The 25,498-nt window shown below is 64.4% G+C and carries 29 protein-coding genes; 11 read left to right on the top strand and 18 right to left on the bottom strand.

Annotated elements, in window-relative coordinates:
* Positions 1 to 58: 58 nt before the first annotated feature.
* From QNO03_RS01260 to QNO03_RS01250, 3 genes are all read right to left on the bottom strand, one after another.
* A complete protein-coding gene (locus QNO03_RS01260; protein WP_289601449.1) occupies positions 59 to 1,957 on the bottom strand; it encodes an ATP-dependent helicase in 1,899 nt (632 codons plus the stop codon).
* Positions 1,958 to 1,959: 2 nt separating this feature from the next.
* Positions 1,960 to 3,897, bottom strand: coding sequence for an ATP-dependent nuclease (locus tag QNO03_RS01255; protein ID WP_289601447.1), 1,938 nt, complete (start codon positions 3,895 to 3,897; stop codon positions 1,960 to 1,962).
* Between the two features lie 619 nt (positions 3,898 to 4,516).
* Entirely contained in the window at positions 4,517 to 5,056 is a 540-nt protein-coding gene (locus tag QNO03_RS01250) for a DUF2231 domain-containing protein (RefSeq protein WP_289601445.1), read from the bottom strand.
* Positions 5,057 to 5,230: 174 nt separating this feature from the next.
* On the opposite strand from QNO03_RS01250, the gene QNO03_RS01245 reads away from it, so the two are divergent.
* Together QNO03_RS01245 and QNO03_RS01240 are read left to right on the top strand one after the other, a co-directional pair.
* Positions 5,231 to 5,638: a YciI family protein gene (locus QNO03_RS01245; RefSeq protein WP_289601444.1), complete on the top strand. Its 408-nt coding sequence runs from the start codon at positions 5,231 to 5,233 to the stop codon at positions 5,636 to 5,638.
* 6 nt (positions 5,639 to 5,644) lie between these two features.
* Positions 5,645 to 6,814 carry an RNA polymerase sigma factor gene (locus QNO03_RS01240; protein ID WP_289601442.1) on the top strand — a complete coding sequence of 390 codons (1,170 nt, stop codon included), beginning with the start codon at positions 5,645 to 5,647 and terminating at the stop codon, positions 6,812 to 6,814.
* A gap of 6 nt (positions 6,815 to 6,820) precedes the next feature.
* Here the strand turns inward: QNO03_RS01240 and QNO03_RS01235 are convergent, their stop codons facing one another.
* Positions 6,821 to 7,093, bottom strand: coding sequence for a hypothetical protein (locus QNO03_RS01235; RefSeq protein WP_229947913.1), 273 nt, complete (start codon positions 7,091 to 7,093; stop codon positions 6,821 to 6,823).
* Positions 7,094 to 7,352: 259 nt separating this feature from the next.
* On the opposite strand from QNO03_RS01235, the gene QNO03_RS01230 reads away from it, so the two are divergent.
* From QNO03_RS01230 to QNO03_RS01215, 4 genes are all read left to right on the top strand, one after another.
* A complete protein-coding gene (locus QNO03_RS01230; protein ID WP_289601441.1) occupies positions 7,353 to 7,940 on the top strand; it encodes a hypothetical protein in 588 nt (195 codons plus the stop codon).
* A 38-nt stretch (positions 7,941 to 7,978) separates the two neighbouring features.
* On the top strand, positions 7,979 to 8,485 hold the full coding sequence (locus QNO03_RS01225) for a hypothetical protein (RefSeq protein ID WP_229947909.1): 507 nt from the start codon (positions 7,979 to 7,981) through the stop codon (positions 8,483 to 8,485).
* Entirely contained in the window at positions 8,486 to 9,046 is a 561-nt protein-coding gene (locus QNO03_RS01220; RefSeq protein ID WP_289601439.1) for an RES family NAD+ phosphorylase, read from the top strand.
* A 130-nt stretch (positions 9,047 to 9,176) separates the two neighbouring features.
* Positions 9,177 to 9,482 carry a hypothetical protein gene (locus QNO03_RS01215; protein WP_289601438.1) on the top strand — a complete coding sequence of 102 codons (306 nt, stop codon included), beginning with the start codon at positions 9,177 to 9,179 and terminating at the stop codon, positions 9,480 to 9,482.
* Positions 9,483 to 9,601: 119 nt separating this feature from the next.
* Here QNO03_RS01215 and QNO03_RS01210 read toward each other — a convergent pair whose 3' ends face one another.
* The 4 genes from QNO03_RS01210 to QNO03_RS01195 form a co-directional block, all read right to left on the bottom strand.
* Positions 9,602 to 9,907, bottom strand: a complete 306-nt coding sequence (locus QNO03_RS01210) for an EthD family reductase (protein WP_229947898.1) — start codon at positions 9,905 to 9,907, stop codon at positions 9,602 to 9,604.
* A gap of 67 nt (positions 9,908 to 9,974) precedes the next feature.
* The gene (locus QNO03_RS01205; RefSeq protein ID WP_289601436.1) at positions 9,975 to 11,414 is read right to left on the bottom strand and encodes a dihydrolipoyl dehydrogenase family protein; all 1,440 of its coding nucleotides are present in this window, start codon (positions 11,412 to 11,414) and stop codon (positions 9,975 to 9,977) included.
* Entirely contained in the window at positions 11,411 to 11,971 is a 561-nt protein-coding gene (locus QNO03_RS01200; protein ID WP_289601435.1) for a hypothetical protein, read from the bottom strand. The genes QNO03_RS01205 and QNO03_RS01200 overlap by 4 nt, the downstream gene beginning before the upstream one ends.
* Positions 11,972 to 12,026: 55 nt before the next feature.
* Positions 12,027 to 12,779 (bottom strand): alpha/beta fold hydrolase, encoded by a 753-nt coding sequence (locus tag QNO03_RS01195; RefSeq protein ID WP_289601434.1) that lies wholly within the window; start codon positions 12,777 to 12,779, stop codon positions 12,027 to 12,029.
* Positions 12,780 to 12,913: 134 nt separating this feature from the next.
* On the opposite strand from QNO03_RS01195, the gene QNO03_RS01190 reads away from it, so the two are divergent.
* A complete protein-coding gene (locus QNO03_RS01190) occupies positions 12,914 to 13,486 on the top strand; it encodes a TetR/AcrR family transcriptional regulator (protein WP_289601433.1) in 573 nt (190 codons plus the stop codon).
* A 78-nt stretch (positions 13,487 to 13,564) separates the two neighbouring features.
* Here the strand turns inward: QNO03_RS01190 and QNO03_RS01185 are convergent, their stop codons facing one another.
* Positions 13,565 to 14,659 (bottom strand): NAD(P)-dependent alcohol dehydrogenase, encoded by a 1,095-nt coding sequence (locus tag QNO03_RS01185; RefSeq protein ID WP_289601432.1) that lies wholly within the window; start codon positions 14,657 to 14,659, stop codon positions 13,565 to 13,567.
* 190 nt (positions 14,660 to 14,849) lie between these two features.
* Here QNO03_RS01185 and QNO03_RS01180 point away from each other — a divergent pair, with 190 nt between their 5' ends.
* The gene (locus QNO03_RS01180; protein ID WP_289601431.1) at positions 14,850 to 15,872 is read left to right on the top strand and encodes an NADPH:quinone reductase; all 1,023 of its coding nucleotides are present in this window, start codon (positions 14,850 to 14,852) and stop codon (positions 15,870 to 15,872) included.
* Positions 15,873 to 15,943: 71 nt separating this feature from the next.
* Here QNO03_RS01180 and QNO03_RS01175 read toward each other — a convergent pair whose 3' ends face one another.
* The 3 genes from QNO03_RS01175 to QNO03_RS01165 form a co-directional block, all read right to left on the bottom strand.
* A complete protein-coding gene (locus QNO03_RS01175; RefSeq protein WP_289601430.1) occupies positions 15,944 to 16,483 on the bottom strand; it encodes a hypothetical protein in 540 nt (179 codons plus the stop codon).
* Between the two features lie 163 nt (positions 16,484 to 16,646).
* A complete protein-coding gene (locus QNO03_RS01170; protein WP_289601429.1) occupies positions 16,647 to 17,495 on the bottom strand; it encodes a MerR family transcriptional regulator in 849 nt (282 codons plus the stop codon).
* Between the two features lie 161 nt (positions 17,496 to 17,656).
* Positions 17,657 to 18,517 (bottom strand): alpha/beta fold hydrolase, encoded by an 861-nt coding sequence (locus tag QNO03_RS01165; RefSeq protein WP_289601427.1) that lies wholly within the window; start codon positions 18,515 to 18,517, stop codon positions 17,657 to 17,659.
* An 83-nt stretch (positions 18,518 to 18,600) separates the two neighbouring features.
* On the opposite strand from QNO03_RS01165, the gene QNO03_RS01160 reads away from it, so the two are divergent.
* Complete coding sequence (locus tag QNO03_RS01160) at positions 18,601 to 19,107, top strand: CGNR zinc finger domain-containing protein (protein ID WP_289601425.1); 507 nt, start codon at positions 18,601 to 18,603, stop codon at positions 19,105 to 19,107.
* A 138-nt stretch (positions 19,108 to 19,245) separates the two neighbouring features.
* Here the strand turns inward: QNO03_RS01160 and QNO03_RS01155 are convergent, their stop codons facing one another.
* The 5 genes from QNO03_RS01155 to arsB are packed head-to-tail and all read right to left on the bottom strand — an operon-like array spanning position 19,246 to position 23,072.
* Entirely contained in the window at positions 19,246 to 19,563 is a 318-nt protein-coding gene (locus tag QNO03_RS01155) for a DMT family transporter (RefSeq protein WP_229947864.1), read from the bottom strand.
* On the bottom strand, positions 19,563 to 19,919 hold the full coding sequence (locus tag QNO03_RS01150) for a DMT family transporter (RefSeq protein ID WP_229947861.1): 357 nt from the start codon (positions 19,917 to 19,919) through the stop codon (positions 19,563 to 19,565). Before QNO03_RS01150 ends, QNO03_RS01155 begins: the two co-directional genes overlap by 1 nt.
* Positions 19,920 to 19,974: 55 nt before the next feature.
* Positions 19,975 to 21,528, bottom strand: a complete 1,554-nt coding sequence (locus tag QNO03_RS01145) for an FAD-dependent oxidoreductase (protein ID WP_289601423.1) — start codon at positions 21,526 to 21,528, stop codon at positions 19,975 to 19,977.
* A gap of 18 nt (positions 21,529 to 21,546) precedes the next feature.
* The gene (locus QNO03_RS01140) at positions 21,547 to 21,963 is read right to left on the bottom strand and encodes an arsenate reductase ArsC (RefSeq protein ID WP_289601421.1); all 417 of its coding nucleotides are present in this window, start codon (positions 21,961 to 21,963) and stop codon (positions 21,547 to 21,549) included.
* Entirely contained in the window at positions 21,960 to 23,072 is a 1,113-nt protein-coding gene (gene arsB, locus QNO03_RS01135) for an ACR3 family arsenite efflux transporter (protein ID WP_289601420.1), read from the bottom strand. Before arsB ends, QNO03_RS01140 begins: the two co-directional genes overlap by 4 nt.
* A 125-nt stretch (positions 23,073 to 23,197) precedes the next feature.
* On the opposite strand from arsB, the gene QNO03_RS01130 reads away from it, so the two are divergent.
* Together QNO03_RS01130 and QNO03_RS01125 are read left to right on the top strand one after the other, a co-directional pair.
* On the top strand, positions 23,198 to 23,548 hold the full coding sequence (locus tag QNO03_RS01130; protein WP_229947854.1) for an ArsR/SmtB family transcription factor: 351 nt from the start codon (positions 23,198 to 23,200) through the stop codon (positions 23,546 to 23,548).
* Between the two features lie 5 nt (positions 23,549 to 23,553).
* A complete protein-coding gene (locus QNO03_RS01125) occupies positions 23,554 to 24,087 on the top strand; it encodes a GNAT family N-acetyltransferase (RefSeq protein WP_289601418.1) in 534 nt (177 codons plus the stop codon).
* Positions 24,088 to 24,148: 61 nt separating this feature from the next.
* Here the strand turns inward: QNO03_RS01125 and QNO03_RS01120 are convergent, their stop codons facing one another.
* On the bottom strand, positions 24,149 to 25,462 hold the full coding sequence (locus QNO03_RS01120) for an SGNH/GDSL hydrolase family protein (RefSeq protein WP_289601417.1): 1,314 nt from the start codon (positions 25,460 to 25,462) through the stop codon (positions 24,149 to 24,151).
* Positions 25,463 to 25,498: the final 36 nt, after the last annotated feature.

The following is a 25,498-nucleotide window of genomic DNA, read 5'->3' as shown; positions in this document are numbered from 1 at the left end:
GCGGAATCGTGCGGCGGGGTGTGACGGTCTTGGGCAGGACTGGGACTCTGAAGGAGGATCATTGGCTCCCGCGCTGCCGGGCCAGTTCCAATCTTAGTTCTTGGAGAAGTACCGATACACCAGTTCGTTTTACCCACGTTTGGTCTCCGTGACGAGGAAAATACTGACTGCCCCCGATCAAAACTACCTCCCTCTCAGCTCTGGTAAGGGCAACGTAAAAGGTCCGGCGAACTTCGTCCAGAGCTCGCCCTGTTGGTAGCGACCAGCGGCCGTCTCTATTCTTAACTTCGCGTGGGAACACTCCGTTGACTAGCCCTGGGATAATAACCGCTTCAAATCCCAGCCCTTTCGCACCCCAAAAAGTCATCAAATTCACCTTGTCGAATGGATTCAACGACTGCAAATAATTCTCCATCTGGTTGAATTGCTCTGCATGATGAATGATGTCGCTCAACCGACTATCTGAACTGCTTGAAACCCTTTCGACAGCTTCCAACCCAAGATGTTCCGCTAGTTTCGCGACCCATTGTGAAGGTGACGCCGCATATAAGTCAGAGACTGCATAATCTATAATCTCCTGCACGCGTGCAAGCAACAACACCCGGTCCACCGGTGACTCGTAATGAGCACCACTAAAGCGCCGATACTCCGCCGCGAGGGCCTCTAGGGATGGGTCGGGGTCACCTCGGCTACCCTGGCGAATAAGCCCGTTGACCCTTTGGGCACATAACCTAACAAGTTCGAACAAATCACCGCTAGGCAAATCTTCACTTCGATGATCGAAAAATGATATGCCAGAGAATTCGAGCTCCTCGATGAGCGAATCCCGCATTGGGCCCTTGCCGTTATACAAGATCGCGATCTTCTCAGCAAGCACGCCCTCCCGCAAGAGGCGCACGACGTGGTGCACCACCAATTCGGAATGATGGGCTAATCCGGCACCGCTGGGAACTTCTACTATTTCATATATTCCCCCGTCACCCAGCAGGGACTCATCGTTCGGCCGAGAATGAGTTCCTGGACCCCGACACAGGGCCGCAGCGAACAGAGGAAACAAGTTTGCAGAGCTTCTGTAATTACGCGTCAGACGAAACGCTCTGTACTCACTATTCGAGACTAGCGACTGGAGATAATCGGGCTTCGCTCCGTTAAACTCATACATACTCTGATCAACATCACCGACGGCAAAGATTGTCACGCCCGCCCTAGAACGGAGGCACTCAACGAGGCTATGTAAAACCCCGCCCAAATCCTGGTACTCATCTATGAGTAAGTGGGGAAACTTGGCCTGAAATAGGTCGCGAGCCTGTTTCGATTGTTCCATAATCAACAGAGCGCGGGACGTCATGGCCTCAAAGTCGATAAGACCACGTGCTCGCATCTTTTGTTCAAACAACCGAACCGCTTCTACTTCTCTGGGATCATATGCATCGAGGCTTTCACCCAACCACATATCGCGACGGATCTTCGTAAGCGTAGGAACCCAGTATGTCGGAACAAGGTAGTTGATCCCCAATTCATCGAAAGCTTCCGAAAGACACTCGGAGCTATCTAAGGAGTCCGTGGGGACGACGCCATCCCGTTTCGGCGGATCGACCCCAATGAGCTGAGAAAACGGGATAAGTATCTCCGTTAAACAGAAGGAATGGAAGGTTCGTGCTACCACGCGCTTTCCCAGGTCCGGGCCAAGTTTCGCTATTCGCTCTCCGATTTCCCCCGCCGCCGCCCGCGTATATGTGATGCATGCGACAGCACGAAATGGCGACACCTTTTCACTTAACAAGAACGCGGCGCGGGCTACGAGAGTTAGCGTTTTCCCGCTCCCTGGGCCCGCTGTCACGACTACATTGCCGTCGAAATGTACCGCTTCCCGCTGATCCTCATCCAACTTTTTTAGTTCGAGACCTACTCGTAGCGAGATGCGCTTTCCTCTTGTCCGATAGTTCACCCCGCACATCCCTAATTGGTTTCGCCTGGCGGGAATCCGAGATTGTCTGGCTCGCCACGTAACGGCCTTCCTCGCACTGATTGTGAAGCCGCTTCGAGAGCAAAAAAGAGATGCGAAGCCCGCCCGTAATCCGGACTGGTGGCCACTCCGTCGGCACCCATTACGGGTGCGATAATGTCAACATCCGAAGTTGCTAAATTGGAGGCGAGACGCTGAGCGAATCGTCCTTTGCCAACTCCTGAAATGCGCTTCAAGAGATCTTTCCGCGTCGAGCAGTCCGGCACTTGCTCACTTTCATTCTCAAGCTCTCTTAGCGCAGCCGGTTGAGCCCTAGGACCCGTCACCAGTTCCCGGATAGCGGTCTCCATCTGACTTGAAAAAAGCCTAGCCACATCGGTCTCCAACGTTTGCTCCCCTACGAAGACATTGTTCCGCCTAGCGTGATGAACTAGATCAGGTCGGAGGTTCGAGACATTGTGCGCCGTGAGGCCTTGTACAGCGGTTTGCCACCCCTCTGCGTCGTCAGGATCGATGAGTTTCATAGCCCTTACAAGTCCTGCTTCGATATTTCCATTGCCATCTACAGCGGCATCTCCGTCAGTCACGACGGCATGAGGAATGTCAAGACCATTTTTGCCTAAAAGTCGAACATACGGGGCAAAATCAGTACCGTGGATGCTTGCGACCACCACACCATGGCCGTCGAGATCAAACCGGCAAGCTTCTGCTAGCGCGGGGAGAACATACAGCTCGGATATGCCTTCCACGAGGATGACGAAAGAGGCGAATAGGACCTCGGCTCGTGTCACATCTAGGTAGCGCTCTATGTCAGAGCGTTCCTGCGGTGAAAATTGCAAGGAAGCAGTCGTGCTTCCTCGCGTAGCACCTGACTTATGTCGCAACAGGACGAGGGAGTTGACTGGTGCTACTGAAGCGATATGGGGGCTGTGTGTCGTGAGGATCGGTGCCGACTCACTCCTAAGTAGATACCGAAACAGACGGCGTTGAAGTGTCACGTGGATATGGGCCTCAGGCTCTTCTACGGCCAACAGCGTCTGCACCACGCCTCTAGTGCGCTTCTGCTGGTCGATCACTTCTAGCAGTAGTGCCAGATAAAGAACATTTGCGCTGCCTAAACTTGCGTCAGCTACCGGGTGAGCCAGTTGTTCGTCTATAAACAGGCGTATACCCTTCACCAGTTCGTCAGGATCTGAGGAAACGAATCCTAAGTTCGGTTGAATGGGGAGCCGCGCGCCCCCCATGTGCTGCAGGCGGGCGCTCAAGTCCTTCTGGATCGTCGCAATTGCCGGGTCTCGTCGCAAGACCTGGATCGCCTCAGTCATCACATCCGCTGTCGCTTTGAGGTTGTCCTCGTCAAGCGGGTAAGCCTCAACCAGGGTTCGGAGGGGGCTCCTCCTCCACCCCGACAGGTCAGTCTCAGCATCGCGTAGCGCGTCGAGCACGCGCAGCCCGATGTGGTTCTTGACTCGCGAGGCGTCGTCATCTTCCTTGTCAGCGGGGAAAATTCTGAAATCGAAGTCGTCGATTCCTATGGGGTCGGATTCGAAATCCTCGGCGAGCTCCACCTGTTCCCTGGGTACCGAAAAGCAGTAGCTTAATTTTGCTTCATAAGGCTCACCGGGGGTTACGCACCGTGACAGAACAGACTTCGCGTCTGTATCGTCATCAAACCCTGACAACCCGACCGTTATTTCAACTTTCGTATCCTTTGTTAGACCATTCGCTCCATGCCAGATGTCACTCTCTCGCAGGCGCCTCGCTGAATCAGGTAAGGAAGGATCAAGCACCAGTCTGATGGCCCGCATCAGATTGGACTTACCAGCACCGTTCTCACCAATAATGACAGCACCCTTGGGAAATGGAGCGAGGTGCAAATGCTCAAAGTTGCGGAAGTTCTTGATTTCTAATGAGGAGATGAAGACAGTCATGGTGTCCTAATGAATCTGTAGTAGGCAGTAGCGCCGCGACGTGTGCCAAGAGACGCGAGTTGGTCGCTCCGCCATCCTAGTTGGCGTGCACGAAATCAGTCGGGCGACACCTAGGGATCTGGATTATTCCCCACGCAGATATCGAGAAAACGCCCTTAATGGGGTGATTTACAGCAGTTCCTCGCGCCCGCGCAGTCACCCATCGACTAGGCACCGGACCAAGTCGCGGCACATGCCGTTCATTGGGGGGGGCTTCGGCGAACGGCTGCAGGCTAATGGCCAAGCGTGCTCAAGCCAGACGCTCCCCCCGAAAGAATCTTCGTGCCGTACGAGCGGATGGCGGCGCCGGTGCCCGACGGACCGTTCGCGGAAACCAAGGACCTAATGGCCGAGTGGTTAGCAATCGACGTGGACAGCTCTGACCGCGCATTCGAAAGGCCGGAGAACTGTCGGCGGCACCGTCCGCCAGCGGCAAACTGACGCTCATCCTGTAGGCGGACAGACGGACTGCCCCCCCCGGACCAGGACACCCTGACCGTCCGGATTGAGGGTACGGAATTGAAGATCTATCGCGACGCCCCGTTCCTGGGTTCTGTCGTATAAGGCCCGGTCCAACCCGTCAGGCGTCGGCAGGTACCCGGCGGGCCGTTCCACGGTTGAGCGCCATGTGCCCGCCTAGGAACCCGGAACCCACCAGGACCGCATTGCCCGCAAGAGCCAGGGCCACACCCAGCCCGTTCCGGCCGCGTGTCCGGGCGATCAGGGATCCGAGGTTGGCAAACACCGCCACATCGGTACCCAGAGCATGAACGGCGCCGATGCGCCGTTCGTCGCCGGTCATTCCGGCCCAGTCGCTGGCGCCGGCGATAGCGGTGGGTACAGCAGCAACCAGCCCCGCGCCCACTAGGACGGTGGCACCGTGCCGTGACTGGGGCCCACCGGCGAGATCGAGAATGGACGCGCTGCCCCAGCAGCCAAGCGTCAGATCAGTGAGCGGCGGATGGATCGAGTGGCCCAGGACGCCGGTATGGAACGGGCTTTTCCGCGCCCGCCCGAGAACCGGCTTGTAGAGGAACTCCTGCGCGGCGGCAACGTGTTCCGAGACCGGGCTGGTGCCCACGGCCCGGGCCAGACGCAGCGGCAGCGGAACGTCACTCATGCTTATCGACGCTACGCCCACCGGGCACAGCTGCATAGGCTCCGCCGACACCCGCGGAGACGGCCGAGGAACCGCCCATGTCGAAATCCCCTGCCCTGTTCCGTCCCAGCAGTGAACACAGCCACAATGGCCGTGTCGTGGGGGAACAGTCGCAGGAGAACAAGGGAGAAAGTCATGGCCAAGTATCTGTTGCTCAAGCATTACCGCGGCGCACCGGAAGCGCTCAACAACGTGCCGATGGACCAGTGGACACCGGACGAACTCGCAGCCCACATGCAGTTCATGTCGGACTTCGCCGAACGGCTGCAGGCCAACGGGGAATACGTGGAGGGGCAGGCCCTCTCCCCCGAAGGAGCCTTCGTCCGGTACGACGGCGAGGGCCGGCCCCCGGTCACCGACGGGCCGTTCGCGGAGACCAAGGACCTGATCGCGGGCTGGTTCGCCATCGACGTGGACGACTATGACCGGGCCGTCGCCCTGGCCGGAGAACTGTCCGCGGCACCGGCCGCCGGCGGGAAACCGCTCCACGAATGGATCGAGGTCCGCCCGTTCCTAGCCGCGCCCGTCACGATCACGGAATAACCACCTGTGGAGGAAAGCCAGCTGCGGGTCCTCACCCCGCAGGCCATCGCCGTCCTCGTCCGCCGCGGAGCCGACTTCGCAGCGGCCGAGGACGCGGTGCAGGACGCCCTGCTCGAGGCCCTGCGCACCTGGCCAAAGAATCCGCCCCGGGATCCGAAGGGCTGGCTGGTCACCGTCGCGTGGCGGAAGTTCCTGGATGTCACCCGGGCGGAGTCCTCCCGCCGTCGTCGTGAGCTAAAGGCCGACGCCGAACCCGCGCCCGGCGTCGTCGGCTCCGCCGATGACACGCTGCAGCTGTATTTCCTCTGCGCCCACCCGTCGCTGTCCCCGTCCTCGGCGGTCGCGCTGACCCTGCGGGCCGTGGGCGGGCTGACCACCCGGCAGATCGCCGCCGCGTATCTGGTGGGCGAGGCCACCATGGCCCAGCGCATCAGCCGGGCCAAACGGACCATCGCCGGAGTCCGGTTGAATACAGTCCGCTTCGATACGCCCGGCGACGTCGCGACCGTGCTGCGCGTGCTGTACCTGGTCTTTAACGAGGGCTACTCGGGCGACGTCGACCTCGCCGCCGAAGCCATCCGGCTCACCCGCCAGCTGGCCGCCGCCGCCGACCACCCCGAGGTGCAGGGACTGCTGGCGCTCATGTTGCTGCACCACGCCCGCCGGCCGGCGCGGACCGACGACGGCGGCCGGCTCGTTCCGCTGGCACAGCAGGACCGCGGCCGCTGGGATACCCACTTGATTATCGAAGGGATCGGCGTCCTGCAGCGGGCGCTGGCCCGTGACCGGCTCGGGGAATACCAGGCCCAGGCCGCCATTGCCGCCCTGCACGCGGACGCCCAGAAGCCCGAGGACACCGACTGGCCGCAGATCGTCCAGTGGTACGACGAGCTGGTCCGGCGCACGGGCAGCCCGGTCGCCCGGCTGAACCGGGCCGTTGCCGTCGGCGAGGCGGACGGGCCGCGCGCCGGTCTGGCCGCGCTGGCTCAGCTGGACCCGTCGCTCCCCCGGCACACCGCGGCGCTGGCGTACCTGTATGAGAAGAACGGCGACGCCGGACAGGCCGCACGGCTCTATACCGAGGCCGCACTGCTGGCGCCGAACCTGGCCGAACGCGAGCACCTCACGCTGCAGGCCGCACGGCTGAATGCTGCTGCGGGGAACCGCCATCCGTGACTGTTCTTAGGTGTCGCCCTGCATCCGAGCCAGTTCGGCCTGAACACGCCGGTCCGAAACGGCCGGACGGCGGGTGTAAATGGGAATCCCCCAGGCGACTGCGGCGATGAGTATCCCCAGGATCGGCCATGCCGGCCAGAAATAGCCGCCCGGCGTCGTGAAGTACCAGATGGCGATCTGGACGGCGGCGAGAACTATCCAGAGTCCGACCACCCCCTTGTAGACCGTTTTCGCAATGACGCGCCGACGCGCGATTTCATAGTTGTCCGGTGTCGACATGGCGTTGTCTCCCTCTTGTATTGGGCTTGTCCACTCATTGCGGCCGTCACGCGTAGTCAAAAGGCTGGCTCGGACGATCTATTGGAGACGCTACGCACCCTGGCATTCCGCAGCCAGGGCCTTGTTGAGCCGGGGGCCTGACGGGACCACCCCTTGCACTACCGTCCCCGGCTTCCGCGTAGCCCGGCTGGGCGCATAAACCGGCAGGTAGGTAAAGTTTTTGATGGCCAGATCCCCCGCACCGAGAGTAAAACCCCACATGAGCAAGCACGCAGCGACACCCGAACGCCCCGAACCGACGCCGGTCCCCCACCCCGAACGCACGGTCACCGTGTGGGAGGACGGCGTGGAACTGAACTTCACCTTCGCCGACTGCATGAAGTACCACGGCCCGGGCTTCCCCGGCGGCGTCGCGCATGCCTTCGCCGCACTCGGCCGGGCCCTTCCGGAACTTTCCGCCCGCACCCCCGACGGCCGCGTCGAACGCCGCGCCATCCGGATCCGCACCCCCTTCGGCGGGCCCGGCGGCCGGGACGCCTTCGAACTCGTCACCCGCGCCGTCACCGGCGACCGGTTCGCCGTACTGCCGGAACTCGCCCGGCCCGAGCGCGGCAACACCCTGGCCCGCTACGTGTTCGAAATCAGCGCCGGGGACGCCACCGTCACGTGCGTGCTCCGGGACGAAGGCATCGTCGCGGACGAATTCATCGAACTCACCGCCAAGGCGGACAAAACAACCGCCGAGCTGGCCCATCTGGAGGTCCTCAAGTGCGAAATGCGCGACCGGATCCTCGACCGCGACCCGGAGATGGTCTACGACCTGGAGGGCTCACTCCGAAACACATAACCCTTGCTTGGGAACAACCAAACACTTACTGTTGGGTTATGAGTGCAGCAGTAGAGGACTTTACGGGCACGGTACGTATCGGCGGCCTGGACGTCGAGATTCACAAAGGGCGCGGTGTCCTCCCGAAAGGAACCTCCGTAGTTAGTTCCGGGCGACCAAAGCGCCCGCGCAAGCCGGCCGGGCGCAACGTGCAGGTGAAGGCGATCAGGGACGTTGACGCGTATGGCCCACAGGCGGTAGCGAGCAGGGTGGTGGAGGCATTGGGTAATAACGTCACCGCTAAGCTCCTGGCTGTTTCTCAGGACCGGCCTGGCCGCTGGATCGCCGGTGTCGACCGCCCGTCCGAGACCAACCGCGCCAAGCTTGCTGATCTGGATACACTGGTTGGCCATTTGCTGACCACCTTTACCCCCGACCAGGCGGCACTGTGGCTCGAGGGCAGCGACCCTTTCCTACGGGCGCGGCCCATCGACGTCTTCACGCAGGAGGGGCCAGCCAGGCTTATTGACGCGATGAAGTCCTACGAGCAGGGCGCATTCGCCTAAATGGAGTTCTACCGCGTCCTGAACTGGGATCCTTCGGCTACGGATGCCAGTGAGAACGGGCATCCTCTGTTCGTGTGGCCGGACCAGGGTAACGGCAGGGTGGACGATCCTACCCGGGATTATCTGGTGCTGTACGTAGGCTCCCACCCCGAAGCGGCTGTCGCGGAAGCACTGGGGCGGTTTCCGATATGGAAACCGGCGGTGCTGGATGTTCCGCGTGCTGCACCAGCCGGCAGCCGGAAAGCTCTTGTGAAATATGTGGGTACACCAAGGCTGCTTGATCTGGATGACCCTGGCGTTCTTCTGGATCTCGGTCTCCGGCCCAGCCAAATCGTCACGCGCGAATACGCGGTAACGCAACAATGGTCACGCACTATCTTTGAGACCAATCAACACGACGGCGTCTCTTGGTGGTCCTTTTACGGATCCCAATGGGCTTCGATCGGCCTATGGGATTGGACATCCCTGTCCGTGGAAGGCGACCCGGAGATCCTCACCCTCGACCATCCCGCTGTGGAAGCTGCTGCGGCCGAAATCGTCCGGACCATCTCGGCCAAATAACGTGGCATTCCTCCTCGTCGACGGCACCCCCTGCAACCGTCCCACTCTGGCCGCCCAACCCGGCCGGCGTTAGGCTCCTGCACCTGGGGCGGGGTGGAGTCGGAAGCCCGCCATCTTCGGAGGGACCTCCATGCGTACTGTGCGGACATGGCGGGGCGTTGTGCGCAGCCCGGACCTTGAGGCGTACGTCGAGTACGTGCAACGGACAGGGATCAACGAATACCGCGCCACGGCCGGTAACCTCGGGGCCTGGATTCTCACCCGCAGCCTGGACGAGGACCGCAGCGAGATTGTCACCGTCTCGCTATGGGTATCCCTCGAGGCGATTCGCGCTTTCGCGGGCGACGACGTCGGCCGGGCCGTCTTCTATCCCGAGGACGACCGCTTCCTGCTGGAGCGTGACCACACGGTGTCGCACTATTCCCTCGCGGGCTAGCGGCTAAGGGACCGCGGATCCGGCGGACCGGTTTAAAAGCCGATGCCCGTGTTCCGGTGAGGGAACACGGGCATCGAGACCAGGCGAATCAGCGTCAAAAGCCGGCAACAGTCCGCCGCCTAGCCCTCTTCCACCTCCGAAAACAGGCCCATGAACGTGGTCTTGGTCGCCGTGAGCTGACCGAAGAGGTCTCCGGCGGCGGGGGTGGTTACCGCAGCCGAGGCGTCCTCGTAGCTGTCGAAGTACAGGTCAAGGGTCCGGTGGGCAGGAGTGGGAGAACCGTCCTCCTTCGGCCAGACCTTTCCGGCCTCGTACCGGCGCAGCTTCGGAAGCTGCTTGGCACTGTCGGCGATGCCTTTGTAGGCAGCCTCAAAGGCCTCGGGGTCTGCGGGATTGTTGATAACAAGCGTGATCTTGGTGCTCATAGCGGTCTTTCCTTTCGAGGGATCGTGGTGAAGGTGGTAGCAGTTTCCGTGCGGGCCGGGCGGTTGTCTACCGTCCTGCGGTTTCCAGCAGCCGGAGCCAGACTTCGCTGACCGTCGGATAAGCCGGCACCGCGTGCCAGAGCCGGTCAAGAGGTACTTCCCCGGCGATGGCGATGGTTGCGGCGTGCACCAGCTCGGTTACGTCGGGTCCGACGGCGGTGAACCCGACGATCGTGTTGGTGTCCTCGTTGATGACGATGCCTGCGCGGCCGGCATAACCGTCGGCATGCAGGGAGGCACCGGCGACGGCTCCCAGGTCGTACTCCACCGAACGGACCCGGAGCCCGGCGGCAGTGGCGCCCGCCAGGGTGAGTCCGGCGGAGGCGATCTCAGGGTCGGTGAAGATGACCTGCGGAACGGCCCGGACATCGGCGGTGGCCGCATGCCGGCCCCACGCGAAGTCTTCGACCGGGGCGCCGGTTGCCCGTGCCACGATCGCGTCCCCCGCAGCCCGGGCCTGGTACTTGCCCTGGTGGGTGAGCAGCGCCCGCCCGTTGACGTCGCCCGCGGCGTACAGCCACCCGCCGTCGAGCACGGTGCCGCCGGGACCGGTCACCCGCAGCGTCTCGTCAACGTTCAGCCGGCCGGAGGCTGCGAGCCCGAGGTCTTCGAGCCCGAGGCCGCCGGTGTTGGGCCGGCGCCCCGTGGCGACAAGGACCTCGTCCGCGCTGATGACCTCGCCGCCTGCCAGTGCAATCTGCACGGTTCCGCCGGCATCCCGGGTGACTTGGGTGGGACTGGCGCCCGTCATGACCCGCACGCCGTTGCTCTCGAGGGAGGCAATAACGTGTTCGGCGGCATACGGCTCGACTCTGGGGAGGACGCCGTCGCGCGCGATGAGCGTCACCGCCGCTCCCAGTGCGCTGAAGGCGGTGGCCATTTCCGTACCGACAACACCGCCGCCGATGATCGCGAGCCGCTCCGGAATCTTCTTCACCGACACCGCCTCCCGGCTGGTCCAGGGAGCAGCGTCCGCCAGCCCCGGGATCGGCGGAACCGCGGCACTGGTGCCGGTGGCGACGACGACGGCGTGCCGTGCCGTTAGGGTGCTGACGGTGCCGTCCCGGCCGGTGACTTCCACGGTCCGCGGGGCGCTGATGCGCCCGTGGCCGCGGACCAGCCCGATGCCGACCTGCTGGAGCCAGGCGACCTGGCCGTCGTCGTTCCAGTCCGAGGCGAACCGGTCACGCCGTGCCAGCACGGCGTCGACGTCGAGTTCCCCGGTCACTGCGGCGGCGGCACCGGGCAGCTGCCGGACGGCCCGGAGTGCGGCCGCGTCCCGCAGCAGTGCCTTCGTGGGCATGCATGCCCAGTAGGAGCACTCCCCGCCGACGAGCTCGGATTCCACGATCACGGCGCTCAGCCCACCGGTGACGATGCGGTCGGCTACGTTCTCCCCGACCGGTCCGGCCCCGATGATGATGACGTCTGCAGTAGTCCCGGTCATTTTGCGCCTGCCTTCGCGATACGCCGCAACCGGATTGCCGAGAGCAGGAAGAAGATACCGCCGAGGGTGGCGTAGCCGGCGACGCCGGTGAGGGACGCCGAAGATCCGCCGGACATCAGGATGAACCCGGTGCCGGCGAGGGTGGAGATGCCGCCGCTGAGGATCATCGGCCACTGTCCGCCCATCCGCAGGCGGCTAATGGCTACGGCGAGCTGGACGGCACCGGCGGTGACGGCCCAGACACCCCACACGACCAGCACTGCGGGCACTCCCGAGGTGACTGCCACACCGAGGGCGACGGCGGTCAGCAGACTGAGCGCCATGTTTACCAGGAGCAGCGGTCCCGGCCGCGTGGCACGGGAGGCGCGGTGGTCGACGACGGCGGCCCCGACGTCGAACAGCGGGTAGAGGACGAGCAGGGCGATGCTGACCGGGCCGAGAGTGGAGGCGGTCAGCGCAATGAGGACTGCCCAGACGATGGCAAATCCGAAGCGGACGAAGTACAGCTTCTGAAGGGCCGGCGCGATGGCCGGCGGGTTCTGCGTGAGGGTGCTCATGATGTTCGTTGTTCCGTTCTGTTGTGAAGTGTTTGTGTGGGAAGTGTTTGTGGGGTCAGCGGACATGTACCGGCGTCGCGGCCTGGACGATGAGTCCGGTGACGGTCGAGGGAAGGCTGACCATGACGGCGTGGGATGCCTCGACCTCGATGACGGCCGCGTTGGTACGGCCGGCCATCATCCGCTGCACGTCCGGGTCGATGGCCCGGTCCGCGGTGGTGACCAGTACGTAGGCAGGCACGGTGCGGAAGGCCTCACGGGTGATCGGTTCCGCGACCGCACGTATGTTTGCCGGACGCTGGATGATGCCGAGGACGCCAGCGGTGAGCTCGTCGACGTCGGCGGCGAACGCCTCGTGGAAGCCTTCCGGACTGATGTGCACTTCAGGTCCGCTCGGCGTCTCGACTGTCACCAGGGGCAGCGGGGTCGAAGATTGTGCGGCCAGCTGGCCGACGGTCTCCCCCGCGGCGGGGATGAAGGCCGCGACGTAGACGAGGGCCCGTATGTCGAAGGCACTCGTATCGATATTCGTGATGATGGCGCCGCCGTACGAATGGCCGACAAGCACCACGGGACCGTCGATCGCCGCCAGGTAGCTGGCAAGGTAGGCCGTGTCGTGTTCCACGCCCCGCAGCGGGTTCGCAATGGCCCGGACCGGGAATCCTGCAAACCGGAGCCCGCTGATCACTGGCTCCCAGCTGGAGGAATCTGCCCATGCACCGTGCACCAGCACGATGGTCGGTAAGTCGGAGGTTGGCACGGTTTCGAAATCGGTGGTGGTCCCCACTAGGGGTGAATTGTTCAACATGTGCGTTGTCCTTTCGTTGGAGGTGAAGCCGCCCGGCGGTCCGCCGGTTCGGTGGTAGAATGACTAGTCACTCTACTTCGATGGACTGTAATCTGGATTACAGAGGTACGCAAGGGCAATGGGAAGGAAAAGTCATGGCGGAGGCTGTGAAGGTATCGATGAGGGAACGCCTCGTCGAAGCCGCGACTGAGCTGTTCTACGCCGAGGGGCTGCGGGCGGTCAGCGTTGACAAGGTGATTGAGCGTGCCGGCACGACCAAAGTGACCTTCTACCGGCATTTCAAAAGCAAGGACGACCTGGTGGTGGCGCACTTGGAGCGCCGGGCAAAAATTGAGCGCGAGGGAATTGCCGCTGCGGTGGAACATTCCGGCGGTGACGCCGACAAAACGTTCCAGCTCATCGCGGACGCATTACGTGAGATGTCCTGCCAGCCCGGATTCCGTGGCTGCCCCTTCATCAACGCCGCTGCGGAATATCCGGACCCGGCCAGCGAGGTCCGTAAAACGATCAGTGACCACCGCGATTGGTCGAAGGCTGCGTTCGTCGAAATCGTCCGCCCCCTGGCTCCCACCGACCTGAACGCGGTGGCCGAGGATCTGGTGCTTATTCGCTCCGGAGCAATGGTCGCGGGCTACCTTGACGGCGACAGCGACGCACTTGCCGCATCTTTCCTGCGCAGCTGCCGCGCCGTCATCAAGGCCGGCTAGCCGCGGGTAGATCCGGAAGGGGTCCCGCACGGGAGGGCCCGGCGTCGGTGCGCCTCGAGGCTGCGGCTTCGAGGCGGCTTATTGCCCCGCTTCAACTGCCGGAAGTGTCGCCGTGTCGATAACGAAGCGGTACCGCACATCGGACGCAAGCACCCGCCCGTAGGCATCGTTGATGGCGTCGGCGGCTATGAGTTCGATCTCGGGCGCGATGCCGTGCTCGGCGCAGAAGTCCAGCATGTCCTGGGTCTCCCGGATACTGCCAATGCCCGTGCCGGCGAATGAGCGCCGGTTGCTGCACAGCGTGTACACCTCTATTGGCAGGACCTCCGTCGGCGCACCGATGTTCACCATGGTTCCGTCGAGGGCGAGCAGCAAGAGGTAGGCATTCAGGTCGATCTTCGCACTCACCGTGTTGATGATGAGATCAAAAGTGTTGGCGAGCGTATCGAATGTGGCCGGGTCGCTCGTGGCGTAGTAGTGCTCAGCACCGAACCGCAGACCATCCTCCTGCTTGCTAAGCGAGTGCGAGAGAACGGAGACTTCCGCGCCCATGGCATGCGCCATCTTTACCGCCATGTGGCCGAGTCCGCCCATCCCGATGACGGCCACCTTCTTGCCTGGGCCGGCATTCCAGTGCTCAAGTGGTGAATAGGTCGTAATGCCGGCGCACAAGAGGGGCGCGGCCGCTGCGTACGGGATGCTCTGCGGAACACTCAGCACGAAGTCCTCCACCACTACGATGTGCGTCGAGTATCCGCCCTGGGTGATCGTCCCGTCGCGGTCCACCGCACCGTAGGTAGCGGTGCTGCCGTTAAGGCAGTACTGCTCGGCACCTGCGCGGCAATTGGCGCACTCACGGCAGGAATTGACGAGGCACCCCACGCCAACGCGGTCGCCCACTTGGTGCAGTGTGACGTCTGCGCCAATTTCACTGACGACCCCTACGATCTCGTGGCCCACTGTCAGCGGATACTGCACCGGTCCCCAGTCACCCCGGACAGTGTGTATGTCTGAATGGCAGATGCCGACATAGGCGATCTCGATGAGCACGTCTTTGGCGCCAACACTGCGCCGCTCAATCGTGGTGGCGACAAGCGGTTCGGCGGCAGATGTCGCAGCGTAGGCACTAACGGTCCGGGTCTGGCGAGCCTCAACCTCAAACGGTAAAACCATGGCAAGCTCCTCAAGAAACGAGTTGGTTACGTGATGTGGCGATAACTCGGGGCAGGGTCCGGACCGGTCAGTCGCGAATCTACTGAGCCCTCAAAGCTTCAGCCAGTGCCCCCGCAGGCCGGGGTACTGGCAGACCCCCCTTTCGGCCGCTCCCGGGAATAGAAACCGGGCACGGTTTCTTCTACTCCCCATGAAAGCAATCGTTTACTCCAGCACCGGTGACTCCTCCGTCCTCTCGCTCGTAGACCGGGAAGCAGCCGCTCCCGGCCCCGGCGAAGTCCGGGTCCGCATCACGGTCTCCGGCGTGAACCCCACCGATTGGAAGGCCCGTGCCGGTGCGGGCATTGCCTTCCCCGAGGTGGTGCCGAACCAGGACGGAGCCGGCGTCGTCGATGCAGTAGGCGAAGGTGTCACCGACCTGGGGCCGGGCGACCGGGTGTGGGTGTACCTCGCAGCCCATGGCCGTCCCACCGGAACCGCCCAGGAGTTCGCCGTGCTCCCCGCCGACCGCGCGGTGCGGCTTCCGGAAGGGATCGGTTTTGATGCGGCCGCCAGCCTCGGCGTACCCGCGATGACCGCCCACCGCGCCCTCACCGTCCATGAGAACGGCCCCGCCCGCCTCGCACCGGGAGCCCTTGCCGGACGCATGGTCCTGGTCCAGGGCGGAGCCGGTGCCGTCGGGCACGCCGCCATCCAGCTTGCCGTCTGGGCCGGCGCCACCGTCATCGCCACCGTGAGCAGTGACGCCAAGGCAGAGCTCGCCCGGGCCGCCGGCGCCCACCACATCGTCCGCTACCCCGATGATGCGGAGGCCGACCGCATCCGCGAGATCGCCCCGGACGGCGTCGACCAGATTGTCGAGGTGTCCCCCGGCCAGAACGCTGCGCTGGATGTGGACGTCATCGCCAACCACGGCAGCATCGCCTACTACGCCAATAACAACGGCGAGGAGTTCACGGCACCAATCGTTGCGAGCTTCGCGAAGAATGTCCGCTGGCAGGGTGTGCTGATCTACACGGTGGGTTCCGCCGCGCAGCATGCAGCAGCGGAAGACATCACCGCCGCACTGCAGGACGGCGCCCTGCCCGTGGGGAAATCCGCCGGACTCCCCCTCACCTGGTTCCCGCTCGAGGAAACTGCCGCCGCGCACGACGCCGTCGAGAACGGCACCACCGGCAAGGTCCTCATCCGCGTGGCTGACGAAACGGCCTAAGCACCGCCGCAGCTGACGCTGCCGGTCACTGCCGGTCCAGGTTCCCACCCGGACCGGCAGCAACGCGTCAGCTATTTGAGCGAGTATCCGCCGGTCGGGGTCACGGTGTAGATCCCCACGGTGCCGGAGCCGCCCTGCGCCATGATGGACCGGGACCGCACCTTCACCTCGAAGCTGCCGCCACCCAGGTCGAAGACGTCATACATCAGGTCCGGGCTGTTCTGCAGAGAGTCCGCGATGATTTGTTGGGCCACCTCGGTGGTCACCTGCTCCAGCATGGGCCAGGCGGCTGCCTCCTCGGGCGACACACCGGCTTTGATCAGGTCCTCCCGGCTCTGCCCCGGGCTCAGCGGCTGGGGGTTGGGGACACCGGCCTGGGCCGGTGCCGGAGTGGCTTCCACCGGAGCCGTGGAGGGTTCAGATGTGACCGATACCGCTGCGGAAGGCGTGGGAGACGCCGTCGGGCGCGGCGAGGCGCTCTTCGACGGGCTCGCGGTGGTCGTGGCGGCCTGTTCCTTCGGCCCGCTGGTACTGCACCCCGCCAGGCCGAGGGACAGCGTCAGCGCCACCGTCAGCCCGCCTCTAACCGTGTGTCTGGGTCCAGTACCCATATCGATTCCCCCGCTCGTCGAAGTAATTAGGCCACCTTCCAAGCCACCCTAGAGGGCGTGCGCTGGGTCACACAAATGAGCCGGACACGAGACAGGCGTGCGTAGGTCTGCCGTCGCACACCCGGCTCACGGCGCGGCGTCGACCACCTACGTCCTGACCGACTTAGGAAGCGGGTGACTCGTGGGCGGCAAGTTCCTGGACCAGTTCCATGCAGCGCAGGCGGGCCGGAGAGAAGTCGTAGGGCATCATTCCAACGGCCTCGACGAGGCTCACACACTTTTCCCCTCTGTCAGTGCCCTGGCCGGCTTCATTTTCACCTTCGCCCTCACCTTCATCAGCGGTAGCGGGGTGCAATGCCTCCCAGGAGTCGAAGAGCTCTTCGTCGCTCTGCGCCAGGCCGGAGTCCTCGATGACGGCCTGCAGCACCAGTTCGAAAGCGTGCCGTTTGTCAGCCACCTGCGCCACGAGGGGGTCGTCAACGGCGATCGTGTCATCGAGAGCCTCTTCGGCGGCATCAACGCGGTCGGATTCCTCGCGCAGACCCGGGTGGGTGGCCAAGGCGACGTACCGGCCGGCATTGACGGCCGCACCGAGCGCGCCGAAGATCCGCTCCATGACCAGCAGATTGTCCAGGTCCGCCTGGCGCAGCGAGCCCTCGGGCAGGCCCTTGAGACGGCTGCTGACGAAGTCGGAGAGCAGGCTGATCCTGCCTTCCGGGGTGCGCATGCGCTGTACAACAGCGACGCTATGGTCGTTGTCGGCACCGGCAGGAGCCCTGCCGGCGAAGGCGTCACGGATGTCATCCAAGGCGATCCCGGCGTCGGCCATCTTCTGGATCCACAGCAGCCGGATCATCTCTTCATGGCCGTAGCGGCGGTCGCCGCTGTCCCGTTCGGGCACGGGGAGCAGGCCAATCTCCTCGTAGTGACGGATGGCCTGCGGCGTGGTGCCGAGGAATGATGCAGCGTCACTGATCGTGACCTGACGCGGCGAGCTAAAGGGAGAGAGCATGAGCTGGGCCTTTCCTTACCGGGACAGGACGTGAGTCCACCGGAGCATATAACGCTACGGAAGGTGCAACCCTAAATATCTCACCGGGTTACGGCCCGTACATTTGAGACTCGCCCGTGATTACACCCGTGACGTCGTTACATGCTTCCCGGCGCCGCCGGTCAGAACCCTGACCGCCAGTCGAGGATGATGTCCGCAACCTCATCGAGGTGAGACTCGAGGAGGAAGTGGCCGCCGTCCAGCAATTCCACCCGGGCCTTAGGGACGTCCTGGAGGAACGCCTGCGCTCCGGCGGGACCGAAGATCTCATCGTTCGCTCCCCACACGGCAAGCACCGGAACCTGGGTGGACCGCAGCCATTCATGGACGGCTGGATACAGTGCCCGGTTGGTGTGATAGTCACCGAAGAGCGCCAACTGGGCCTCGTCGACGCCGGGGCGGGCCAGGAGCGCCAGATCGTGCTCCCAGGCGTCCGGGTCCACGGCGGTGGGGTCGGGAACACCGTGCTTGTACTGCCATTCAACTGCCTCCCGGCCAAGCGCAGGGCGCAGGGCCGCCTTGTTTTCCGGGGAAGGGTCCGCACCGTAGGCCCAGATGGGGGCCCAGAAGTCCGGCACGAATCCCTCTTCGTAGGCGTTTCCGTTCTGCGAGATCACCCCTTCCACCGCTGCCGGGTTGGCCAGCGCCAGCCGCCAGGCAATCGGGGCGCCGTAGTCCTGGGTGTAGACCGTGTAGGCGTCCACGCCGAGTTCCAGCAGGAAACCGCGCGTTACATCGGCCAGTGAGGCAAAGGTGTAGGAGAACTCATCGGCTGACGGCGCGGCGGAGCGGCCAAAACCGATGGCGTCCGGTGCGATGACCCGGTATTCCCCGGCGAGCCTGGGGATGAGGTGGCGGAACATGTGTGAACTTGTGGGATATCCGTGCAGGAGCAGCAGCACCGGGGCATCCACGGGGCCGGCCTCGCGGTAGAACACGTCTAGGCCGTTGACGGAAACAGTGCGGTGATGGACGGTAACCATGGACTAACCCCTATCATTGGTTTTACAGGTTACGTGGACGCTACCATGGAAACCTTGCCGTGCACCCAGGTGAAAGGAACCCGATGCTCGAGGATGAAGACCTGCTGCTTGCGGTGCTCAACAGCGCACCCGTCGTCGCCGGCCGCCCCACCGACGAGCTGTCCGGCATATCAGGCAGGGAGATTGCTGCGCTGTATGGGGGCACCGGTTCGCCGTCCGAGCTTGCACGTCTGCGGCGGATGCGGGAGTGCCTGCAGGACGCGGTCCGGGGGTCCGGGGACGCACTGTCCCGCCTCTCATCGGCACTCGGTGACGGGGTCCTGGTCCCCCGGGTCACTCCGCAGGGACTCCGCTGGGAAGTGCGTGCACCGGAGGAGGAGCGCCTAGCCTTCCGTGCGGCACTTGCCTGGTCCCGCGTGGTCCAGGAGTATCCCGGCCGCCTCCGGGCCTGTGCCAACGACGAGTGCAACCTGTTCCTTATTGACAGGAGCAGGCCGGGCACCGCCAAGTGGTGTTCCATGGCAGTCTGCGGCAACCGGATGAAGGCCCGCACCCATGCCGGGCGCCAGCGGGCGGCCGCGGAGCGGTAGCCGAAGTCTCGGGCGGAACCCTGCCTTAGAAATGCAGGCGGACCACCTGCAGGCCGGTGCCGAAGTGTTCGTCGACGGCAGCGAGCAGGTCAAACCCGAAACCTACTGCGGCTGCCGCCGGACCGATCCTGCTGTCGGTCAGCGGCCGGCGCCGAGTTCGATAAGCAGGACACCGCCGGCAATAAGAACTATTCCCAGGCCCATCAGCCAGGTGAAGGGCTCCTTGAACAGGACCTTGCCGAGGACGGCGGTCAGGGCGACGCCCGCCGCCGCCCAGATCCCGTAAGCGACGCCCAACGGCAGGCCGTTGGCGAGGGTGAGAGTGAGCATCACGAACGCAACCACGTAGCCGACGGCGACCCCGCCGTACCAGCGCCTGCGGTCGACGGCGAGGCGGAGACAGACGGTGCCGGCTACTTCGAAGACGATCGCGCCGATCAGGAACAAGTAGGCCATTACGCCGTATCGGCTTTCTTATGCGCCGCTTGGGACCCAAGTTCTACGCACAGCACCCCGGCGACGACCACGGCGATACCAATACCCATCAGGAGGGTGAGCGGCTCTCCGAAGACGAGCAGGGAGCCGATTGCGGTCAATGCGACACCGCTTGCTCCCCAGACGCCGTAAGCGACACCCAAGGCCATGCCGGTGCGCAGTACGACGGCGAGCAGGACAAAAGAGCCGAGATAACCAGCCGCCACCACGGCATAGAGACCGGGACGGTCCAGCGCTCCCTTGAGCGAGAGCGACGCCGTCACTTCGGCCAGGATGGCTGCGGACAGAAGCAGCCACCCTTTCGCGCTGTTGCTCATCTAATGGTTCCTTCGGTGACGACGTGTGGTGGGACCTACGGCATGGTATCCGGAACTAGTTCCCCTGTTCTGAGGAGCGACCGTGTTCCAGACCCGTCGGGATGCCGAGGAACGCAGGTTCCGGCGCCGCGCAGCAGGAGTCAGCAGCCGGCGCAGCTTCCGCCTCCGGAGCTCCGCAGCACGAGGCAACTTCCAGTGCCGCAGGTTCCGGCGCCGGAGACCCGCAGCAGGAGTCAGCCGCAGCAACCGCAGCAGCTGCCGGTTCCGGAGTCCCGCAGCAGGACACCTCTCCCTGATCAGCAGCACCGTCAGCGTCGCAGCCGGCCACCGTGTCGCAGCTGCCACCCAGATCCGTGGAGCAGACCCCGGTTTCGGGCAGGACCAGCTGGACGTCGTCGGCCGCCTGCTGGTCCCCGGCCAGTGCTGCGGCAATGGAGCGGACCTGCTCGTAGCCGGTGGCCATCAGGAATGTGGGTGCCCGGCCGTAGGACTTCATACCCGTGATGTAGAAGTCCTTGTCCGGGTGGGACAGCATCCGGGCTCCGTGCGGTGTCACGGTGCCGCAGCTGTGGAATTCCGGATCGATGAGCGGCCCGAGCGCCCGCGGTGCTTCCACGGCCGGGTCGAGGTCGAGCCGGACTTCGCGCAGCATGTCCAGGTTGGGGCGGAAGCCGGTGGCCGGAACCAGCAGGTCCACGTCCAGCTGTGTCTCCCCGCGCGGGGTGGTCCCGACGACGGTCAAGGAGTCGGCGCTCTTGAACCCGGTGATGGTGAACGAGGTGTGCAGTTCGATGCGGCCGTCCTCGACCAGGGTCCGCAACCGGCTGCCCAGCGCGCCGCGGGCGGGCAGCCCGTCGAGGTCGCCGCCGCCGTACACGCTTGCCGCCGAGGACCGGCGGATGGCCCAGCTGATCCGGGTGTCCGGTTCCTGCTCGGCCAGCTCCCCCAGTGCCAGCAGCGTGTTCGCTGCCGAATGGCCGGCACCGACAACCAGCACGTGCTTGCCGGCGAACCGGGCACGGTCCCGGCCGGTAACATCCGGCAGCGGGGCGGTGATAAAGCCTTCGCCGTACGCTTCGGCCTCCCCCGGTGCGGCGAGTCCGGCCGTGCCCAGCGGGTTGGGAGTGTTCCAGGTGCCGGACGCGTCGATCACGGCGCGCACCCGGTGATCGGCAGTAGTGCCGTCGCAGTTGCGGACGCGGACCAGGAACGGGGTGGTGTCCCGTCCGCCGGTGTGGGTCTTGTCCAGGCCTTCCCGGCTGACGGCAACAACTTCGCTGTTGGTGTGGAGGGTGCTGCGGATGGCGGGGACGGCGGCCAGCGGCAGCAGGTACTGCTCGAGGAGTTCCGCGCCGGTGGGCAGCGTGTCAGCATCCGGTTCCTGCCAGCCGGTGCCGGTGAGCAGGCGGCGGGCGGCGGCGTCGACGTCGTACTGCCAGGGCGAGAACAGCCGGACGTGCCCCCAGGCGCGGACGGCCGAGGCAGGTGCGTCCCCGGCTTCGAAGATGACCGGTGTCAGTCCGCGTTCGAGCAGGTGCGCGGCGGCGGCCAGTCCGACGGGACCGGAGCCGATGACGGCGACGGGAAGCTGGGAGGGTTCGGTGTTCATGGGAAGGATCCTCGGGTGTTACTGGGCCGGCAGGAGGTCGGCGATGAGTGCGGTGATGCGGGCCTTGATGTCGTCGCGGATGGGACGGACGGCGGCCACGCCCTGACCGGCCGGGTCGTCGAGCTTCCAGTCCTCGTAACGCTTGCCGGGGAAGATCGGGCAGGCGTCGCCGCAGCCCATGGTGATGACGACGTCGGACTCCTTCACCGCCTCGGTGGTCAGGACCTTGGGCAGCTCGGCGGACATGTCGATGCCCTCCTCGGCCATGGCTTCCACGGCGGCGGGGTTGACCGAGTCGGCGGGCGCGGAGCCGGCGGAACGGACTTCGATCCGTCCCTCGCCCAGGGTGCGCAGGTACGCGGCGGCCATCTGTGACCGGCCGGCGTTGTGGACGCAGACGAACAGGACGGAGGGCTTGGTTTCGGGAGTGCTCATCGGTTCATCTTTTCTGGAGAGGTGGGGACGGCGGGTGCGGCTGCAGGCCAGAACTTCTTCTGCGCCCAGAGGGCGGCATAGACCAGGGCAACCAGGACGGGAACTTCGATCAGGGGCCCGACGACGCCGGCCAGGGCCTGCCCGGAAGTGACGCCGTAGGTGCCGATCGCCACGGCGATGGCCAGTTCGAAGTTGTTGCCGGCGGCGGTGAAGGCCAGCGTGGTGGTGCGGGGATACCCCATCTTCAGGATCCTGCCGAGGAGCATTCCGGCGCCGAACACCACCAGGAAGTAGACCAGCAGCGGCAGGGCGATGCGGACGACGTCGAGCGGGTTCGAGGTGATCTCGTCGCCCTGCAGGGCAAACAGCAGCACGATGGTGAACAGCAGGCCGTAGAGTGCCCACGGGCCCAGCTTCGGCAGGAACGTTCCCTCGTACCAGTCGCGGCCCTTCGCCTTTTCGCCGAGGGTGCGGGTGAGGAAGCCGGCCAGCAGCGGGATGCCCAGGAAGATCAGGACGCTGGCCGTGATCGCCCAGAAGGAGAACCCGGCGCTGGTGGTTTCCAAGCCCAGCCAGCCGGGCAGGATCTGCAGGTAGAACCAGCCCAGGGCGCCGAAGGCCAGGACCTGGAACACGGAGTTGATGGCCACCAGCACGGCGGCGGCTTCGCGGTCGCCGCAGGCGAGGTCGTTCCAGATCATCACCATGGCAATGCAGCGGGCCAGCCCCACAATGATCAGTCCGGTGCGGTACTCCGGCAGGTCCGGCAGGAAGATCCAGGCCAGGGCGAACATAAACGCGGGGGCGGCGACCCAGTTGAGGACCAGCGAGGTGATCATCAGCCTGCGGTCAGCGACCACCCGGTGCGTTTCGTCGTAGCGGACCTTGGCCAGCACCGGATACATCATGACCAGCAGTCCGACGGCGATGGGCAGCGACACGTTGGAGATCTTCACCGAATCCAGCGCGGGACCGATTCCGGGAACCAGCCTGCCCAGCAGCAGGCCGGCGGCCATCGCGGCGAGGATCCAGACCGGAAGGAACCGGTCCAGGGTGGACAGCCGGGCGGTGACCTGGCCGGTCTGGGGTGGTGCGGTGGACGTGCTCACAAGGCTCCTCGGCTGCGACAGCGGCAGGACATCGACAGGGCGCCAACATTGACGAATATCGATGTCTTTCGGATTCGAGTATCCCGGCATATATCGATGCCTGTCAATCTGTGCATAATGGGTTGGTGACCACTGCACTGACAGTTCCCGCGCCGGCCGTTGAGGCCTGCTGCACCCCGCTGACTTCCGAGGCGTTGAGCCTCGAGGACGCGCAGCGCTTTGCCCAGCTGCTCAAGGCAGTGGCCGAGCCGACCCGGCTGCGTCTGGTCTCGCTGATCGCCGCCCAGGAGAACAAGGAAGCCTGCGTCTGCGATCTCACCGAGCCCATCGGGCTGGGCCAGCCGACGGTGTCCCACCATCTGAAAATCCTGGTCGACGCCGGCATCCTGCACCGCGAGAAGCGCGGCGTCTGGGCCTACTACTCCATCGTTCCGGGCGCATTGGAGCGCGCGGCTGCGGTTCTGTCGCCGCGGTAAACAGCATGCCTGCGGCGGTGAAGGGCGCTCCACCAGTCGTCCGCCCTTTGCTGGCGTCGGACTGGCCGGCGGTCCGCACGATCTACGCGGCCGGCATCGCGGCCGGCCAGGCCACCTTTGAAGATAAGGTCCCCGGTTGGGAGGCCTTTGATTCGGCGCATCTACCCGGACTTCGGCTCGTTGCCGAAGCCGGCAATGAGATTCTGGGGTGGGCCGCTGCCTCCCCCGTTTCCCCGCGTGCTGCCTACCGGGGCGTCGTCGAACAGTCTGTCTACGTTGCCCCCGCAGCCCAGGGCCGCGGGGTCGGCAGGCTCCTGCTGCATGCACTGGTTGCGTCCGCCGAGAACTCGGGGATCTGGACGCTTCAGTGCAGCATCTTCCCTGAGAACACGGTTAGCCTTGCCCTGCACATCGCCGAGGGTTTCCGACTGGTCGGCAGGCGGGAACGTGTGGCAAAGATGATCCACGGACCGCATGCCGGCGAATGGCGGGACACCCTGTTCCTGGAACGGCGCAGCGGCATCGTCGGAACGGACTGAATCGGGCGACCAACAGTGCGGGCTGGGTCCACCCTTCCGGCTGGCCCCTGCTGTTGGATTGCTATCGGCTGCAGATGTCCTGAAGGTTGACTGCGTCCGCCATGGCCGCGTAGCCCGCGTCATTGGGATGCAGGTGGTCACCCGGATCGAACCGGGGCTTGAGCCGGCTGGGGTCTGCCGGGTCCCGGAGCACGGCGTCGAAATCGATGACCGCATCGAATTCCCCGGATGTGCGGATCCAGAAGTTCACGGCCTGGCGGTCCTGCTCACCCGCGGTGTTGTACTTGCGGGCGCCGCCAAAGGGGGTCAGCGTGGCACCGACCACCCGGATGCCCTGGTCGTGGGCGCGTTGGGTGAATTGCCGGTAAACGGCGATCAGCGAGGCAGGATCCAGTGCTCCGGATGTCCGGGCGATGTCATTGATCCCCTCAAGGAGGACCACGCTCCGCACGCCGGTCTGGTCAAGCACGTCATCTTCGAAACGTGCCAATGCCGAGATTCCTGCGGTACCGGTGTCCTCCAGTACACGGTTGCCGCTGATCCCGGAATTGAGCACGCCGCACTGCAGCGCTTCGGGCCGCCGGAGTAGCCGGTCGGCAACCTGGTCCGGGTACCGGAGGTTGGCATCATCTGATGAGGCGTATCCGTCCGTGATCGAGTCGCCGAAGAAGACCACCGAACCGAGCGCATTCGAACTCGTGTCCACTCCCGCCAAGAAGTAGCGTGACGTGTCCAGGGCTTCGTAGGCATCCGCCGGGCTGGAGGTGGCATCTCCATCTGCGCGGTACGACGTCGCCAGTCCGAGGCTGTGGATTGATGCCGGTCCCGTGGGTCCGGGTAGGTACAGGCTCACCGATAGGTCGGAATCGCTTTCCACCGCCAGCTGCACGGGATCCGAGACCCATTCGGCGCCGGCCGGAATGGTTACTGATGTGGCACCGCCGAAGGTCACCTGGCGTAACTGGTTCGGGTCCGGGTCCGCTGCTGCGGTTCCGGGAGATACGGCAGCGGAGCCGATCACCAACGCGGTGGTGCCGAAATCGTTACTGATCCGGAGGCGCAGGCTGTCTCCTCCCACGGACAAATGCGTTGTTTGCCTAAGCGTGGTGTCGGTGAACCCTGCCCCGGAAATGGTGCCTGCGGCGCCCGCCGGGGTCATCGCAGCAGCCCAGCTGCCTATCCATGGTGCTGTGGGAGCCGATCCCCGCGTACCGCGTTCCGGTGCCACGGTGTGGGCGCCGGCATCACCACCGGAAGTTGCCTCCGGACCGGAACGATTTTCCGTGGCCGCCAGGGCAACTGGGACGCTCAGTGCAGCGGTCAAAAGGCCGGCCAGCATGAGCACGAGGCTGGACCGGGTAGTTGGGTGTCTCACTTCTGCATTTCCTTCGTGCTCATTCTCCTGGTGGCG

The organism is Arthrobacter sp. zg-Y877, from assembly GCF_030373105.1.
In the GTDB taxonomy this organism is placed as follows: Bacteria; Actinomycetota; Actinomycetes; order Actinomycetales; family Micrococcaceae; genus Arthrobacter_B.
The sequence above is the reverse complement of the archived record's forward strand: the minus strand, read 5'-3'. Positions and strand labels throughout refer to the sequence as shown.

Coding starts and splice junctions, on each gene's coding strand:
- QNO03_RS01185 (WP_289601432.1), bottom strand. CDS start 14,659: ATGGTTTTACCGTTTGAGGTTGAGGCTCGCCAGACCCGGACCGTTAGT.
- QNO03_RS01255 (WP_289601447.1), bottom strand. CDS start 3,897: ATGACTGTCTTCATCTCCTCATTAGAAATCAAGAACTTCCGCAACTTT.
- QNO03_RS01150 (WP_229947861.1), bottom strand. CDS start 19,919: ATGAGCAACAGCGCGAAAGGGTGGCTGCTTCTGTCCGCAGCCATCCTG.
- QNO03_RS01145 (WP_289601423.1), bottom strand. CDS start 21,528: ATGAACACCGAACCCTCCCAGCTTCCCGTCGCCGTCATCGGCTCCGGT.
- QNO03_RS01165 (WP_289601427.1), bottom strand. CDS start 18,517: ATGGTTACCGTCCATCACCGCACTGTTTCCGTCAACGGCCTAGACGTG.
- QNO03_RS01245 (WP_289601444.1), top strand. CDS start 5,231: ATGGCCAAGTATCTGTTGCTCAAGCATTACCGCGGCGCACCGGAAGCG.
- QNO03_RS01230 (WP_289601441.1), top strand. CDS start 7,353: ATGAGCAAGCACGCAGCGACACCCGAACGCCCCGAACCGACGCCGGTC.
- QNO03_RS01215 (WP_289601438.1), top strand. CDS start 9,177: ATGCGTACTGTGCGGACATGGCGGGGCGTTGTGCGCAGCCCGGACCTT.
- QNO03_RS01140 (WP_289601421.1), bottom strand. CDS start 21,963: ATGAGCACTCCCGAAACCAAGCCCTCCGTCCTGTTCGTCTGCGTCCAC.
- QNO03_RS01125 (WP_289601418.1), top strand. CDS start 23,554: ATGCCTGCGGCGGTGAAGGGCGCTCCACCAGTCGTCCGCCCTTTGCTG.
- QNO03_RS01250 (WP_289601445.1), bottom strand. CDS start 5,056: ATGAGTGACGTTCCGCTGCCGCTGCGTCTGGCCCGGGCCGTGGGCACC.
- QNO03_RS01260 (WP_289601449.1), bottom strand. CDS start 1,957: ATGTGCGGGGTGAACTATCGGACAAGAGGAAAGCGCATCTCGCTACGA.
- QNO03_RS01180 (WP_289601431.1), top strand. CDS start 14,850: ATGAAAGCAATCGTTTACTCCAGCACCGGTGACTCCTCCGTCCTCTCG.
- QNO03_RS01190 (WP_289601433.1), top strand. CDS start 12,914: ATGGCGGAGGCTGTGAAGGTATCGATGAGGGAACGCCTCGTCGAAGCC.
- QNO03_RS01195 (WP_289601434.1), bottom strand. CDS start 12,779: ATGTTGAACAATTCACCCCTAGTGGGGACCACCACCGATTTCGAAACC.
- QNO03_RS01175 (WP_289601430.1), bottom strand. CDS start 16,483: ATGGGTACTGGACCCAGACACACGGTTAGAGGCGGGCTGACGGTGGCG.
- QNO03_RS01210 (WP_229947898.1), bottom strand. CDS start 9,907: ATGAGCACCAAGATCACGCTTGTTATCAACAATCCCGCAGACCCCGAG.
- QNO03_RS01220 (WP_289601439.1), top strand. CDS start 8,486: ATGGAGTTCTACCGCGTCCTGAACTGGGATCCTTCGGCTACGGATGCC.
- QNO03_RS01160 (WP_289601425.1), top strand. CDS start 18,601: ATGCTCGAGGATGAAGACCTGCTGCTTGCGGTGCTCAACAGCGCACCC.
- QNO03_RS01170 (WP_289601429.1), bottom strand. CDS start 17,495: ATGCTCTCTCCCTTTAGCTCGCCGCGTCAGGTCACGATCAGTGACGCT.
- QNO03_RS01200 (WP_289601435.1), bottom strand. CDS start 11,971: ATGAGCACCCTCACGCAGAACCCGCCGGCCATCGCGCCGGCCCTTCAG.
- QNO03_RS01155 (WP_229947864.1), bottom strand. CDS start 19,563: ATGGCCTACTTGTTCCTGATCGGCGCGATCGTCTTCGAAGTAGCCGGC.
- QNO03_RS01205 (WP_289601436.1), bottom strand. CDS start 11,414: ATGACCGGGACTACTGCAGACGTCATCATCATCGGGGCCGGACCGGTC.
- QNO03_RS01235 (WP_229947913.1), bottom strand. CDS start 7,093: ATGTCGACACCGGACAACTATGAAATCGCGCGTCGGCGCGTCATTGCG.
- QNO03_RS01225 (WP_229947909.1), top strand. CDS start 7,979: ATGAGTGCAGCAGTAGAGGACTTTACGGGCACGGTACGTATCGGCGGC.